Below are 14,763 nucleotides of genomic sequence, written 5' to 3'. Positions count from 1 at the left end.
GAGATCACCCGATCCAGTCACCAAAAGGCACTCGTGCGCGAGAGACCGCACACAGGTTCCCTTCCGTTGGGCCGTCCGCAGGACACACCGGCACGCTCCCCGCAGTACCGGCGTGTCACCTGCCACCTTCACCGCCATGTGCTCCGCCAACGCCTCATCCCCTCGCCGGTGGGACGGCACCCCTGCCCGCTCCCCACGCTCACGGTCCCTGCGCGTCGCCCCCGACAGCTCCACCCGTCTCGTCCGCAGCGCGCAGTCCGGCCGCTGCCCTGACTGCGGCAACCGCGTCGACTGGCACCCCCGCACGGACGCCGACGCCCGAGCCGTGGGGCTCCACCCCCGAGAACTCCCCGCCGCCGCTGTCCCTGCCGTCAGCCGCTGGCACGTTAGCTCAGGCATCGCCCACCCCGCCCACGACGGCACCCCGTGGTGCCGCATCCCGCACACCGCCCCGTGCCCCGCACGCAGCGCTCCCGCAGCCCTCACTCCACAGCTCGCCGAGCTGCGCCGCCACCTCGCCCTGCACACCCGCCGCCTGATCAACAACGGCGCCCCCACCACACGGGCCACCCCACCTGCACCCGAGGCCGCCGAATCCTGCCGACCGGCCCGGCCCATCGCTCAGCTTCTCAGCGTCCGCTACATCGCCAGCCACCCGGTCGACGCCATCCAATGCGTAGCCCAGACCCGCCAGCGGCACCGCTGCACACGCCCCGTCCTCGACGACCACGCCCCACCCGGCATCTGGAGCCTGCTCCTCACCACCCCCCTCAGCCGCCAGCCCCCTTCTCTCTCCGTGGGCAGGATGGCCGTCTACGACCTGACGCACTTGCCCTATACCGAGCAGTTGCGATGGCGTCACCAGCACTGCTCCAGCCACGCCACCTCCTCAGCCGCAGATCTCGCCCTCACCGAGTGGGAACCCTTCGACCCGCGGCTCCACCACCAGCACATCCATCCACGCCTCCCCGGCGGCACGCGCACGCAGCACCATGGGACATGACGCCCGGCCCGTCACACGTCCCGGCAACGCCCGCCGCCCCACCAGCCCCCGGCGCACCTGCCCCAACCCACGGAGACCCCCGGTGCCCACCCCGACCGACGAACAGACCGCTGCCGCCGACCGCTTCCACGCCGGCGACCACCTCGCCCTCCAAGCAGGGGCAGGCACCGGCAAGACCAGCACCCTCGCGCTCCTTGCCCACGGCACCAGACGCCGCGGCCGCTACATCGCCTACAACAAAGCCATCGCCCAAGACGCCGCCAGCCGTTTCCCCTCCACCGTCACCTGCAAAACGGCACACGCCCTCGCCTACGCAGCCATCGGCCACCGCTACCGCGCCCGCCTCAACAGCCCCCGCCAGCCCAGCTGGAAATCCGGCCACCACCTCGGCATCACCAAAACCCACCGCATCGGCGACCGAGACCTCTCACCCCGCGCCCTCTCCTATGCGACGCTGCGCACCATCACCCGCTTCTGCCACTCCGCGGACCCCGTCCTCACTGACCACCACGTCCCCCGACTGCGCAACCTTGAAGACGCCAGCCACCACCGCGAACTCACCGCACTGGTCCTGCCGTTCGCCCACAAAGCCTGGGATGACCTGCAAAACCCCGACACCGGTGCCGTCCGCTTCGACCATGACCACTACCTCAAGATCTGGGCACTGACCGAACCGAGAATCCCTGCGGACTTCCTCCTCCTCGACGAAGCTCAGGACACCAACCCCGTCGTCGAACAGGTCTTCAACGCCCAGCGCGACCATGCCCAGCTCGTCATGGTCGGAGACTCCGCCCAGGCCATCTACCAGTGGCGCGGCGCCCGCGACATCATGACCGCCTTCCGCGGCACGGCCCTGACTCTGTCCCAGTCCTTCCGCTTCGGCCCCGACCTCGCCACCGAAGCCAACCGCTGGCTCTCCATCGCCACTGCACCCCTGCGCCTCGCCGGTACCGAGAAGATCCCCACCACACTCGGCCAGGTGGACCAGCCTGACGCCATCCTGTGCCGCACCAACGTCGGCGCCATGCGCGAAGTCATGCAACTCCTCGACACAGACCACCGCGTCGCCCTTACCGGAGGAGGCGACTCCCTACGAGCACTTGCCCGCGCCGCCGACGACCTCAAGGCTGGCCGACGCACCTTCCACCCGGAGCTGCTGCTCTTCCCTGCCTGGGGTGACCTGCAGGACTACGCCGCGAACGACCCCGCAGGGCGAGATCTCCAGCCGCTCGTCGACCTCGTCGACACCCACGGAACCGACGCCATCCTCAACGCGGTTCACCGCCTCAACCCCGAGAGCACCGCCCACGTCACCGTCTCGACTGCCCACAAGTCCAAAGGGCGGGAATGGGCAAGCGTCAAAATTGCCGACGACTTCACCCCACCCCGCGACACAGACAAGAAGGACGACCACGGGCGACCTGTCCCCGGCCCCATCGACGAAGCCGAAGCTCGCCTCGCCTACGTCGCTGTCACACGCGCCCGCCGCAGGCTCGACCTGGGAGGCCTGTCATGGATCCACGACCACCCCGACGGAGCATCCCCGGCATAGCCCCTTCGGGGCTGCGGGGCTACCAGATGCCGTGTTCCAGCTCCTCCAGCGAGAGGTTCCACTGCGAGTCCTCGTCGGCGAAGGGAGTGGGGTCGAAGGCGCCGACGGTTTCCTTGAAGCGTGCGGAGAGCTCTTCCGGGTCCGCGTCGTTGTCATGGTCGATCTTGAGCTTCCGGAACTCGACGAGTGCGTACACCAGGGACTCGACGTCGCGGTGAAGCGGGATGTAGCCGTTCGATCCCTCGGGGAACGCGTAGACCTTTCACTCCAACCATCTAGGAGGCGGCAATTTACCTATACGCGCGGCGACCGCTGTAAAAGTGACCTGACGCCCAGCGGCGGGGCGAGGAAATTCGGCGAAACTCCCCGGGGCGCTCCGGCCTCCTGCAGAGGAATTCTTTACCGCTGCCGGGAGATCCCCTCCACACTAGCTTCCGAGCCGAAACCGTCGCAGGCCCTCTGGGGCGAAGTGCTCAAGCGGTTCAGTAGACGGATCAGAGGAGGGCACACGTACCTCATGAAACAAGGGGCCGGTCGATGAACACAGCCGACCCTGGCCCGAGCCCCGCCGCTCCCTGCAACGGCATCCGCCTGGGCCTGGTGAGACTTGTCGCACGTCGTACTGCGTGCTCGGGGTTCGCCTTGAGCTCCAGCGAGTCGGCCGCACGCCCATCTGAAGAGGTGTGCGCGTTCCGAGCGCTGTTCTGCTGCGCGATTTTCTCTGCATGCTGGCGTGATACCGATGCCGCCTGTTGCGGATGCTGGCACCGGTTCAAGCCAACCACGGCCTGCAGAAGGCATGCTCTCACCGGAAGCCCTCGGACATACCGAACGCCTGGCAGGTCCGACTCGTAGACGTGAGGCTCGTTGATCTGCTCTATGCGGCTTCCTGGAGAGACGTGGGGGAGCTCCTTCCGCGTTTCTCAGTCGGGGCGAACGTGTGTTCTGCGATGTTGGCGAGATTTCACAGGCTTTCGGGCAAACCATGATTCTGATCATTTTTCCTTGTGCGGGGGAGTGGTGTGGTGGCGGGCGGGCGCGCTCAACTCGCATACCCGCAAAGGGGAGTGAAGAAGTGAGATATAGACGTTCGTCGGCGTGGCGGCATGTGGCCGCCGGTGCCGTGCTGGCATTACTGGCGGGGGTGGGGACGGCCACAGCGGCCCCCGCGCCGCCTACGCCCGGCCCTGGGGCTTCTCCTGCCACGGTGGCGGCAGCAGGGCCGCAGGACCTCACGGATCTTGCTGCAGGGGGCGTACGGCCGGTATCGGGGAAGTCCCCGTCGGCCGGCCCCAAGTTCTCCAAGGCAGGTGCGGTGTGGCGGGTCATCACTCCACAGGTGGTCCTGCGGAACACGGTGACGGATGCGGACGGTGATACGGCGAACCTGACCTTCCAGGTGTACACCACGAACGCGGATGGTACGCCGAAGGCCCAGGTCGATCTCGACGGGGCGGGTCAGCACGGGGTGCTGGTTTCTTCCTACGTCGCCTCGGGCTCCACGGCGAAGGTGACGGTGCCGTACGGGAAGCTGAAGCCCGGCCTGCTGTACAAGTTCCGTACCTCCGCCTACGACGGCAGTCTCTACGAGACGGACTGGTCCCCGTGGGCGGACTTCCGTATCGAGCCGTACGTGAAGTTCCCGGCCGCGCAGACAACGCCGCCGATCAACTCGAACGTGCAGGAGATCAAGGAGTTCAACCGTTCCGATCCGGGCCCGGCCCTGCCCGTGTTAGCCGCGAACGGCGCCGTGAAGCGGAAGGCGACACAGGAACGTTCCTGCGGCAAGCCGGACGACGAGGGCCGCAAGCTGTGCATCGAGCTGTCTCCCCCCACCGCGGAGTCGAAGGCCCGCGCGAAGCAACGCGCCGCATTGCGCGAGGCTGAGGCGGACAAGGCACGTAAGGCGGGCAAGTCTGTCACGTCGGCGGTCGCCCCCGCTGTGGAGCTGGTCGACTGGTGCAGCGACAAGCCGAGCGGCAAGGACTACATGACCCGGGGCGAAGCATGTCTGAAAAACATCGGGTCAGGGACGCTGGTGTTCATCGACCCCGAGGGTGCTGAACTCGGCTTCGGCGTGTTCGACTTCGAGCAGCGGATCAAGGCCTATCCGAACAAGGGGTCATCCGGCTCCGACTTCGCGGAATTCGACCAGCAGGTGGTGATCGTCCCGGTTTCCATGGACGCTGCTCTGGAGGGCGTCACCATGAAGTGGAACGTGGGCTCCAACTGCAAAGCCTGCGTGACGTCCACCACCCGGTGGAAGGACGGCCAGAACAACGACGCCGGTCCGACCGCACACTGGAAGGTCGACCCGACCCGGCCCTACGCGGGCCGGTGGGGCACTGTACAGACCACCTGGAACGGAACTGGCAAGGAGACCATCGACCTGGGCTGGTCGGTGACCGCCAGGGTCGACGCCAGCGCCACCGCCATCGCGTATGCGGATTTCGGCAGCAGCGGCATCGAAGGGGTACGGGAGCTCGCTCCGCGCTGCGACGACATCGTGAAGGGATCGGCGCCTGGTTGTGTCCTGTCCTACTTCAAGACGAACTGGACCGTGGACTCCAACCGGTACCCTGCCGCGAGCGCGTACTACTGGTACATGCAGCAGGTGATGCCCGACCACGCCGGATCCAAGCGGTGGGACTCGCTGATGCACTACCTCGGTCCGGACACCCCGGTGAAGAACAGCGCCGGCACCACCTGGACATCGAGCAACAGCCGCAACGTCATCTGCGGCCCCAGCTCCGCCTGGAGCCTTCACCCGGCGGACGCATCGGTCGGTTCGGTCGACTGCGACGAGTTCGCCATGGCCTCGACCCACGAATCCGGCGGCTACCCCAAGAGCTACAACCTGGTGACCTCAGGCACGAAATGCGCCCAGCTCTACACCGACAAAATGGGCGACGGCTCGGCGAACTTCGGGATCTTCGCGGACACCCGTACCGCGACAAACGGACCGAGCGGCACGGAGCGGTGCGGGCGTGCCGCGATCTCCAGCGAGCAGAACCAGAAAGCGTTCAGCGGATTCCCGGTTCCGACATGGCGGATGCTGGACGGAGACGGGTTCTTCGTGACGCTGCCGGGATTCGAGCACTGCGCATCCGCTGCGACCACCTGCACGTGGCGGAAAGTCAGCTGACGCAGCCTGAGTGACAACAGGCGACAGCTGAGGGGGCGGTCCCGCCAGGGGCTGCCCCCTCTTGCGCTCAACCGGTCCAGGGGCGCCAGCGTTCTTCCTGAGTGGGATCGACACTGCTCAGCCACACCAGCGCTCCATCGATGAGGCCGGGCTTGTCCCCTACGGCCAGGGCCGGGGACTCAAGCATGTCTGCTGCCTCTTCCAGATAGGTGACCAGGGTATCGAGCTCCTCGTGGAAGGCTTCGTTGTACCGGGACCACTGCCCCAGGCGGCCGGTCGCGGTATCCAGATAGAGGCCCGCCGTGCTGTCAGCCGGGCCCAGAGCGATGACCGGAATCCACGTCGGCATCCACACAGTGACGGAATCACCGTCAGGACGATCGGCGTTGAGGAGGTCCTGGTTCGCCTGGTCATCCATCTTCAGCCGGTAAGTGGCGGCCACGGCCTTCAGGTTCATCAGAGCCCGATTCCCCGGAAGACAGCCCCAGCCGTTGCTGCCGTCATCGCCGCCCGTCAGCAGCCACAGTGCACTCAACTCGACGGGTATCCGAGTGCTGAGGCCGTCATCCAAGGCGGCGATGTCGGCAGGATCGGCTCCAGCACGGAGCGCGCCATAAGAGTCCGGAGCATTCAACTCCAGCCAACGGGTGATGCGCTGCCACGCGTCGGCGATCTCTCGGACGGCACCGGCCTCGGCGGCAGGCCGGCGTCGCTGGGCACTCTGGTCCTCGCTGTGCTCCCGGACGGCGGGCTGCGTGGAGGGAACCGGGTTCACGTACCGGATCTCGATCCGGTCAGGCTCGCGAATGTAGCCGATAGCCAGCGTTGGGCAGTCCTCGAAATGGTCGCCATCGACTGTCACGCTGAGGATACCGGGCAGACCCGAGGCCTCACCCATGTCCGGGTCATCAGCGAGCTGGCCCGCCAACACTTTCAAGGCGTACGGGACCCCGGCTCCGAGCTGGGCAGCAGAGTCGCGTATCTGAGGGGGGATCTCGACGTTCACGCCTGGCGCTCCTTGCTGGTCGAAATGAGGGCAGCCCACACACAGTAGGTCGCTTCAGCGCGTCGCCTGAAACGTTTAGGGGCGGCAGGTGATGCTTCTGGCCGGTCCTCTTGAGTCGGATGCAGCGGGGGCGTTGTCTGTCGCGCGGCCGGGCGTTCACAGAGCCCGGCCGCCATGGAAGCCGCCCGGCTGTGCTGTCGCCAACCTGCCCCGCGGAGGCGCCGCGATAACCCCTGCCTACAGCCGGAACTGGAGGTCCAGGACGTCGGTGAGTTCGACTTCCAGGCCGTGCGCGCGGCGTCCGTTGTCGCGGAAGTAGGTCTCGCCGAGGGCTTCGGCGGTGAGCTGGAGCAGCTGGTCTTCGTCGACTCCTGCGGCCTGGGCGTCAAGGAGGCGGGCGGCGTGGTGGGGTGGGAGGGCTAGGGTGAGGTGGCGGGTGCGGGACTGGTCGGTGGATCCGGCGGCGGCGGTGTAGCCGAAGCGGGCCTGTACGTCGATCATGATGCCGTCGGTGCTGGCTGCCTTCTGCCGGGCCCGGGCTCTGACCTGCGGCTGCCACCGCGTGCGGACCTCCCCTTCCAGCCGGGTGGCCAGCTGCGGGCGGGGGTGCTTGATCTGGCCCTTCATATACCGCTCCACCGTGCGCCGGCTGATCCCGAGCAGCTCGGCGACCTGCTGGGTGCTGCCCCGGTGCCGGCGCACCAGGTAACGCATCTGGGCCCCGGCGGACTTGGGCACCGGGCGCGTGAACGCCTGCTGCACGGCCCGGCCGAGCTCTTCCTCAACAGCGACCATCTACCGCCACGCTCCCTATTCCCCGGTGTCCCGGGCGGTGACCTCACCGGTCTTGATGTACCGGGCGAGATTGGCGCCCTTGCCGTCCCCGCCGAGCTGCTCCAGCACCCCGACACCCCACAGCACGTCCTGGGTGCCCTCGTGCTTGACCATGCCGGGGGAGACCCCGAGACGGAACGAGCCGGGCACGGTCTTGCCGTCCTGGTCGTAGGGCAGGACGTCCAGGGGGCTGGGGCCGTCGGCGGTGTAGACGGCGCAGTCGGACAGGACCGCGACCGGGTAGCGGCCGGTGGCCGCGGCGAGGGCGATCATCTTGCGGTGCATGTTGATCCGGGCCCGGGAGATGACGGCGGCCCGGATGTCGGGGCGCCACGTCGGCCGGGCGAGCGCGGGCCACGCCTGCCCCGGAACCCACCCGCCGCCGCGGGCCTTCTCCTGCAGCTTGCCGATGCCGCCCTTGACGGTCATCTTCACCGCGTCCACCACGATCCCCAGCTCAGGATCCCGCCGCTTGTATCCGTCCATCGCCTTCAGGAACTCACCGGGGGGCAGTTTCTCCGCCACGCCTAGGTCGGCCATGGTGGCGACGTAGGCGTCGCGCAGCCGCTTGTACCAGCCGTCCAGGAACCGCCCGCTCCTGGGCCGCAACCACGCCTCGACGGGGGTGACGTCGTAGCCGAGCTCGACGGCGTACGCCACGGTCGGCGTCGCGTACCAGGCCGGCCCCTCAGGCCGTTCACCGGTCGGGGTGAACGGGCTGGGCAGCAGACCGCCCTCAAGGTCGCGCCACTGCTTGGCGACCTTCACCCGGTCCAGGTCGACGTGGGAGAGGTCCACCAGCCACGAGCCGGGCACCGCCGGGTCGAAGACCGGGCGGGTGACGTGCTCCGGGGGTGCGTCGAGGCCGACGACCGCGCCGTTGGCGGCCGCGCCGAACGCCAGGTTCACATCGATGCCCACCAGATGGGGCTGCATGCACTCCGCGTCGGTGAGATCCCGCGCCCAGTCGTAGGCCTCCTCGAACAACCGCTCCTGAGGCCCGCGGATGTGGAAGCGGGGCAGGTCGGCGAGGACGGGGTGCCCGTCGATTGCCTCACACGGCGCGGGACCGACCGGCTCATTGCCCAAGGAGCCGGGCCGGTGCTCGGAGTGCCGTTTGCCGTCCGGGTCCGGCTCGCTGGCGCGGGTGGGCGGGTTGAGCGCGGTCATCAGCTCCAGCCCGCTCACCGCTGTTGACCCGACCGGTGTCATCACCCGCTGCGCGTACACCCCCAGCACCCGGGCCAGCTCCGCCGGCTCCAGCGTGGCGGCGTGGCCCCAGGCGCGGTCGTCCAGAGCGTTCCAGGAGGGGATGCATAGCTGGACACACTGGCGCCGCCCACCGGTGACGGGACGGTAGATCCGCGCCCACGGGCCCAGCCCGCGCCGGGTCAGCTTCCACCCCGCCCGCTCCAGCAGCTTGATGACCTTGTGGCCCTCCGGGAGCCGCCCGGCCGACCGCTCCGCGTCCGACAGGGCGGCGGGCAGGCCGTAGCGCCCGCACGCCGCTGCGGTCAGGACCAGCAGCGGGTCGGCGTCCTTACCCGACGCGTGCAGCTTCGTTGCCCCCACCCGCGCCTCGGCCAGCGCCCATTCCACCAGGGCGGGAAGGGAACGTGCGGGCACGTCCAGGAGCAGGCCGCCGGTGCCGTAGCCGGTCACCTGCCGCTCGTCGTCGGCGTCCAGGACGAGCAGCGGACCGTGCGCGTACGCGCCGGATCCTGCGGGTGCGGGGGAGCCGGCAGCGGTGGCCCGGGGTGCGCCGGGGCGGCGTGAGCCGCGTGCCGGGCGCGGGGCGGTACGCGGCGATGGCGGTGTGGCCGCGGGAGCCGGTACGGGAGATGCGGGTACGGGGGCGGCCACCGCCGCCACAGGTGCGGAAGGTGCTACCTCGACGACGGCGGAGGGTACGGGGGGCGCCGTGGCAGCCGGGGTGCCGCCCTCGGTGGCCGTGGGGGAGAGGTAGAGGCGGGCGAGCTGCTTCAGCAGATGGGCGTAGGGCTCTCGCTGGGGCGGGCGGGGTTCGGTCTTGCCTGACTCCCACGCGCCGACGGTGGCCCGCCGCACGTCCAGGGTGGTGGCCACCTCTTCGAGGGTGAGCCCGTGGGCCTGCCGCAGGCGCTTGCGCTCGGCGGGCGGGGGCAGCGGCGACCGGGACGCGACGAGCGCGTCAATGGCATCGAACAACTCGGACATGGTGAACCTCCGCCAACCACTGTACCCATGAAACGCGCATACACAGTGCAAGTAGCGTTCGAATGGCGTACTTTACGCGTACCACCCGGCCATGTAGGTTCGGGCCATGACGGGTGACTGGCGGTCGGACCGGATCGGCGCTGCGCTGAAGGGGGAGAACCCGACCGTGCTGCGACGGTTGGCGGCGAGTTTCGCGATGATCGGGGACGTCCAGTTTCTGCCCGGCTACTCGGTCCTCCTTGTCGACGACCCGGATGTGCAGCGACTGTCTGACCTGCCGAGGCCGAAACGACTCTCCTTCCTGTCTGACATGGACCACCTCGGCGAGGCAGTCGAGTGTGTCTGCCGACGGACGGATCCAGCGTTCCGACGGGTCAACCTGGAGATCCTGGGCAACACCGATCCCTTCCTGCACGCGCACGTCTGGCCACGGTCGAGTGGGAACCGCCCGATGTGGTGGGCAGGCCAGTGTGGCTCTATCCGCAGGGACGATGGGGCGACGAGCAGTTCAAGCTCGGTCCGGAGCATGACGCGCTGCGCGATGCGATCGGCAATGAACTGGACCAGCTGCGCTCGAAGCTCTGAGCCTGGAGACACCATGACGGCGGCACGACACGCAGCCCTGACTCAGATGGATCGCTACGTGTTTGTAGAGGCTTGCCGTGATACCGCCCGCAGGCAGTCACCTGCCACCCGCGCCACCCTCAGGAGTGCTGTATGGCCGTGGTTGCCGCTACCGCTCCCTGCCTGCCGGAGAAGCGGGCGCTGTTCCCCGACCAGGTGGAAGCGGTGAACCGGCTGGCGAGGCATCTGCGGCGCCCCGGGACACGGCGGCTGTACGTCGCGGCGACCGGAACGGGCAAGATCATGGTCTCGATCCGCGTGGCCGACGAACTCCAGGCGCGCCTGGTTCTGTTCGTCGTGCCCACCCTCGACCTGGCCGCCCAGACCGCACTGGCATGGCGGCGCGACGGCCACACCGAGCACATGGTCATCGTCTCCTCCATGGACGCTGCCGGCCGCGACGCACTGGTCTCCGCCACATCATGTTCAGCAGCGACCCCGTCACCCTGGCCGCCCTCATGTCGGTCGTGGGGGAGAGGGATGACCAGATCCCAGCTCTGACGCTGATCTGCACCTACGACTCACTCGACAAGATCCAGGAAACCCGCAACACCGCATACGCGGTGCCGCCGTTCGACCTGGCTGTCATGGACGAGGCGCACCGCATCGCCGGCCACCTAGACAAGAAACGGGCCACCGTCCACGACAACCATCGCATCCGGGCCGAGCGCCAGCAGCGTGGATGCATGAAGGGTCCTCATATGCGCAAGTCAGGGCTGCGGTGCGGCATCGGGATCTGGGTTGAGGGGGAAGAAGCCGAAGCGTTGGCCGCCAGGGTCTCGGCTGAACATGTACACCTGGGCCTGTCCTGAGATCCCCGCGGGCGGGTCACCGTTCTCAACTACTACCGCCTGCCCGCGGAAGCTGTCGAACAGGTCCTGGTAGAAGCGGTCCGCCACGTTGTCCGGCACCTGGCCGTTCTCGGGGGATGGTCCGCCAGGCTGCCGGTAGTTGAGCACTGGGGAGTCCAGGACGACGAACCCGGGGTGGCTGTGCTCTTTGCGCAGACAGTACTCGGCCAAGGCGACGACGAAAGCGGAATGAAGCACTGCGCGCATCCCCTTGCCGTGGGCGGTGCGGGCTCGGTCCCCGACGAACAACTCTCCTGTGTACTGGTCGTAGAACACCCCCCCGTCGGTGGGGACCTGCCAGGATTGCAGGGCGCGTGCGATGGCCCGGTCGAATTCTGCGACGGTGCCGGCGGGAATACTGCCGCTGGGCGAACCACTTGGCTGCGACCCGTCGGCGACCAGCGTGGCGCGCACGTCCTCCAGCTCCTGAATGCGAGTGTGCAGGCCTAGTTCGCGCTCCACTTTCGAGCGGGCCGTCATCAGCTCTGCGGCCATGTTCTGCAGCGGCTGCAGTTCCTCCTGCTCGATGCGAGCGATCACGAGGTCGACGGTCTCGGTCGCTGCCAGGCTGGTGCGGTACTGCTCAGCGATCTCCCGACGCTGCTCCTTGATGCCCTCAATGGTGACGTGCAGGTCGGACAGCAGCTGGCGGGTCTTGGTGCTCTCGGTCTCCACCGCGGCGTGCAGAGCCGTGGTCTCGTCTTCGTGGGACCTTTGGTGTTCGGGGTCGGCTCCGCACAGGACGCAGTCTCGCTGCTCGCCGTTGAAATACGCGAGCAGGCTGTTGGCTTCGGTGACCATGGTCAGGCGTGCAAGATCGGAGTTGTACTGGCGCTGCAGCAGCTCGAACCGGCCCAGGAGGTCGTTGATCTCGGCGCGACGCTGGGTGTGCTGGGCGATTTCCACCGACAGGTGCGCACGCCGGGCTGCGGCTTGCGCGTGGCGGGCGGAAACTTCACGCAAGGACACAGCCCCGGTGTCTTGGTGCTCCAGAATGCGGCGCAGCCGCTCGGTCAGTTCGGTCTGGTTGCCGCTGGTCGGGTCGAGTTGGCGTTGCAGAGCTAGGACCAGGTCGTCCAGCAGGACGATCTTGCCTTTATGGACGCGGCGCTGTCCTGGTGTCGGACGGGTGCCGTTTGCGGGCTCACCTCGGCCGGTGAGGAGGATCTTGACGGCTGACCGGCAGGCGGTCTGGCCGCTCGTGCCGGACGTGCGCAGGGCGGGCGGAACCTTGGAGATCATGCGGGTTTCGTTGACCAGGCACAGGTGCAGCAGATCGCGGAAAGACAGGAGCTTGGTGCCGCCCGTGGCGTTGGTGCTGATCAGCGCGCCGTCCAGGCCGATGCGCTCAAGCAGGTATCGGGAAAGGTTCTTGCTGCTGCGGGGGCTGTGCTGGGCGGACAGGGACAGGTCGGCTGCGCGATAGGTCAGGGTGCGGATATCTTCGTTGAACACCTTGATTTGGGGCGAGTTCAGGCCACGCATGAGCGTGATGATGCTGCCGTCGGGCAGCGCGAGCCCCAGGAGGATTTGTGAGTAGCCCTCTGCCTCGGGGATGACGTTGAGTTTTCGCGCGCCGAGCATGTAGTCGAGCGAGTCAGTGACGAAGGACTTGCCCGAGTCGGATGCTCCGTAGACCACGGTCAGCTGCGGGTCGAAGGCGATCTGCGCATTGCTCCGGCCTTCGCCGGCGAAGGTCAGATGCAGCAGTGTGAGACTAGCCATGGTCGGCCCCCGGGGTGGTCAGGGAGCTGTTGAAGGCACGGGTCCACCGATCGGTGATCGCCCGGGTCGCTTCACGGATGTTGAGACGATCAGGACCTCGGTGGACGATCCACTCCGCCCGGTCGCTGAGTGCACCGATGTAGGGGGCCTCCAGGAGCTCGACGAAGGCGGTGCCTTTCTCGCTGGCGCGGTAGAGCAGCCCTCCTTGTCGTGTCGCCTCGACCTCGGCAAGCCCGGCGCGAAGAAGGATGATCAGGCCTTGCTCGATGCGCGCCCTCTTGAGCGCGAGTTCACCCGGTCCGGCTGGCAGGGTGGGATGGAGGCTGGGGGGTCCGTCCAGGTCGCCGCTGTGGAGTATGGCGTCGTCCATGTAGACCATCTGCGCCACGTCCAGAGGCTGAGGGAAGGAGACGGACAGCAGCACCAGGGTGCGCATGCCGACCTCGAGCGGACTGTTCAGCGGATCCACTACACGTCCTTCCTCACCCAAGTGAGCTTGTCGTCTTCGTGATTGGCCAGCTGGTGGCACATGCCCATTCGGTCTCTGCTGTCGATGACCTCGATGAGCCGGTTGCCGTCCAATTGCATGGCTTGGGCAGCCGCCATCACGGCCTTGAGACGGTTCCACCCGGTTTCGAAGTCGTCTTCTTCGACTTCCTTAACCGCCTTGTAGACAGCCTCCTGCAGCGTGGGGAAGATTTCTGGGGGGACGCTGTCGCGGGCGAACATGCGCAGTTGCTCTGCGCAGTAGAAGTGCTCGCGCTGCCGCTGCAAGTTATCTTTCGCCGTCGGGTGCTCCTGTGCCGGTTTCGTTGGAGTGCCCCCAAATTTTTCGTCGTAGACGTCATGCAGCTTCTGCACGTATCGGGTCTCGTGAGCTTCGGGACGCGGTGGCGGCATCGGCCTCGCGAGAACTCGTGGCGGCAGCGGTGTGGCGAACCGTGTGGCGTGGTACCGGGTTTTAGCGTGCTGTTCCAAGATCTGTGCGAGGTCAGGGGCTTCGAAGCAGGAAAAGTCGGTCCGCCGTGCCAGGTCCACGGTTCTCTGGAATGCGGCTTTGCCGTAGTCTCCAGCCAGCTTGGCGGTGCTCTTGTCCACCCACAGCAGGAATTCCTCCCGCAGCTTTTCGGGCTTGACCAGCAAGTATTTGAGAGTTCTCCCGATCATGGGCGCCACGAAAGAATAGCGGTCCGGGAGTACGCGGTAGTGGCCTTCTCCGACAGCCCAAATGATTTTGAACATTTCGGGATAGGCCATGGCGGGCTGCAAGGCAGTCTTGTAGTGCTTGCATTGGTAGCAGTGCCAGGCTCCGTCGGTCTTGTGCCGGGTTAGGAATGCTGCAACGTCAGCACCGCGGTCATGGGAACCCCCCAGGCCCACCACTGACATATAGTTTTCCCTTTTGAGTCCCAGCACCCATTCGAGAATGAACTCCTCCCACTGCTCGGGAGAGTATTGGGCGAGGACCTGCCGCGGTGTCAGCTGGAGAGATCCGGCCGCTGCCGACAGTGCGGTCGCTGTCTGCGACGGCTCGGGCAGCTCATAGAACTGCACCGGCGCCGCAGCGGTCGGCGAGGGGTATGCCTGGCGCGGCAGTTCGAACAGAGGGTCCGCGTAGTAGCCGGGCTCAGGGCGCGACGGCTGGGGGAGGTCGGTGAACAGCGGATCTGACTGATACTCCGACGGCTCTTTCGCCCCGCTCATATACCCCCCGCCACCGACGAACGAGACCCGGTCTGGGCGACATTCCTACCATCGGGAACCGGACACTGGAGGAGCCGGTCAGCTCGTTCCCGCCACCCTCCCGCATGCCGTGAGCCGCTCCAC

General features: G+C 67.3%; 10 protein-coding genes and 2 pseudogenes. 5 read left to right on the top strand and 7 right to left on the bottom strand.

Features of this window, described 5'->3' with window-relative positions; all coding sequences use genetic code 11:
• The first annotated feature begins 112 nt into the window (after window positions 1–112).
• Complete coding sequence (locus KME66_RS00230; RefSeq protein ID WP_253208177.1) at window positions 113–1,003, top strand: DUF6083 domain-containing protein; 891 nt, start codon at window positions 113–115, stop codon at window positions 1,001–1,003.
• An 82-nt stretch (window positions 1,004–1,085) separates the two neighbouring features.
• A complete protein-coding gene (locus tag KME66_RS00225) occupies window positions 1,086–2,555 on the top strand; it encodes a UvrD-helicase domain-containing protein (RefSeq protein ID WP_216317697.1) in 1,470 nt (489 codons plus the stop codon).
• Window positions 2,556–2,574: 19 nt separating this feature from the next.
• Here KME66_RS00225 and KME66_RS00220 read toward each other — a convergent pair.
• Window positions 2,575–2,802: pseudogene (locus tag KME66_RS00220) on the bottom strand (SUKH-4 family immunity protein); the annotation flags it as partial.
• A gap of 960 nt (window positions 2,803–3,762) precedes the next feature.
• Between KME66_RS00220 and KME66_RS00215 the strand changes: the two are divergent.
• Entirely contained in the window at window positions 3,763–5,700 is a 1,938-nt protein-coding gene (locus KME66_RS00215) for a hypothetical protein (protein ID WP_216317695.1), read from the top strand.
• 67 nt (window positions 5,701–5,767) lie between these two features.
• Here the strand turns inward: KME66_RS00215 and KME66_RS00210 are convergent, their stop codons facing one another.
• The 3 genes from KME66_RS00210 to KME66_RS00200 form a co-directional block, all read right to left on the bottom strand.
• Window positions 5,768–6,706 carry a hypothetical protein gene (locus tag KME66_RS00210; RefSeq protein WP_216317693.1) on the bottom strand — a complete coding sequence of 313 codons (939 nt, stop codon included), beginning with the start codon at window positions 6,704–6,706 and terminating at the stop codon, window positions 5,768–5,770.
• A gap of 237 nt (window positions 6,707–6,943) precedes the next feature.
• Window positions 6,944–7,501 (bottom strand): helix-turn-helix domain-containing protein, encoded by a 558-nt coding sequence (locus KME66_RS00205; protein WP_216317690.1) that lies wholly within the window; start codon window positions 7,499–7,501, stop codon window positions 6,944–6,946.
• A 15-nt stretch (window positions 7,502–7,516) separates the two neighbouring features.
• Window positions 7,517–9,736, bottom strand: a complete 2,220-nt coding sequence (locus KME66_RS00200; RefSeq protein WP_216317681.1) for a helix-turn-helix transcriptional regulator — start codon at window positions 9,734–9,736, stop codon at window positions 7,517–7,519.
• Window positions 9,737–9,842: 106 nt separating this feature from the next.
• Between KME66_RS00200 and KME66_RS00195 the strand changes: the two are divergent.
• Both KME66_RS00195 and KME66_RS00190 read left to right on the top strand, forming a co-directional pair.
• Window positions 9,843–10,321, top strand: a pseudogene (locus tag KME66_RS00195) (diadenosine tetraphosphate hydrolase).
• Between the two features lie 132 nt (window positions 10,322–10,453).
• Window positions 10,454–10,861: a DEAD/DEAH box helicase family protein gene (locus KME66_RS00190; RefSeq protein WP_253208176.1), complete on the top strand. Its 408-nt coding sequence runs from the start codon at window positions 10,454–10,456 to the stop codon at window positions 10,859–10,861.
• Window positions 10,862–11,070: 209 nt separating this feature from the next.
• Here the strand turns inward: KME66_RS00190 and KME66_RS00185 are convergent, their stop codons facing one another.
• The 3 genes from KME66_RS00185 to KME66_RS00175 are packed head-to-tail and all read right to left on the bottom strand — an operon-like array spanning window position 11,071 to window position 14,640.
• Window positions 11,071–12,936 carry a hypothetical protein gene (locus tag KME66_RS00185; RefSeq protein ID WP_216317679.1) on the bottom strand — a complete coding sequence of 622 codons (1,866 nt, stop codon included), beginning with the start codon at window positions 12,934–12,936 and terminating at the stop codon, window positions 11,071–11,073.
• Window positions 12,929–13,405: an ABC-three component system middle component 2 gene (locus tag KME66_RS00180; protein ID WP_216317677.1), complete on the bottom strand. Its 477-nt coding sequence runs from the start codon at window positions 13,403–13,405 to the stop codon at window positions 12,929–12,931. The genes KME66_RS00185 and KME66_RS00180 overlap by 8 nt, the downstream gene beginning before the upstream one ends.
• Entirely contained in the window at window positions 13,405–14,640 is a 1,236-nt protein-coding gene (locus tag KME66_RS00175) for an ABC-three component system protein (RefSeq protein ID WP_253208175.1), read from the bottom strand. Before KME66_RS00175 ends, KME66_RS00180 begins: the two co-directional genes overlap by 1 nt.
• Window positions 14,641–14,763: the final 123 nt, after the last annotated feature.

The sequence above is a fragment of the Streptomyces sp. YPW6 genome (assembly GCF_018866325.1).
In the GTDB taxonomy this organism is placed as follows: Bacteria; Actinomycetota; Actinomycetes; order Streptomycetales; family Streptomycetaceae; genus Streptomyces.
The sequence above is the reverse complement of the archived record's forward strand: the minus strand, read 5'-3'. Positions and strand labels throughout refer to the sequence as shown.

Excerpts from the sequence above, each read along its gene's own strand:
- KME66_RS00205 (WP_216317690.1), bottom strand. The coding sequence starts at position 7,501 with ATGGTCGCTGTTGAGGAAGAGCTCGGCCGGGCCGTGCAGCAGGCGTTC.
- KME66_RS00200 (WP_216317681.1), bottom strand. The coding sequence starts at position 9,736 with ATGTCCGAGTTGTTCGATGCCATTGACGCGCTCGTCGCGTCCCGGTCG.
- KME66_RS00190 (WP_253208176.1), top strand. The coding sequence starts at position 10,454 with ATGGCCGTGGTTGCCGCTACCGCTCCCTGCCTGCCGGAGAAGCGGGCG.
- KME66_RS00185 (WP_216317679.1), bottom strand. The coding sequence starts at position 12,936 with ATGGCTAGTCTCACACTGCTGCATCTGACCTTCGCCGGCGAAGGCCGG.
- KME66_RS00175 (WP_253208175.1), bottom strand. The coding sequence starts at position 14,640 with ATGAGCGGGGCGAAAGAGCCGTCGGAGTATCAGTCAGATCCGCTGTTC.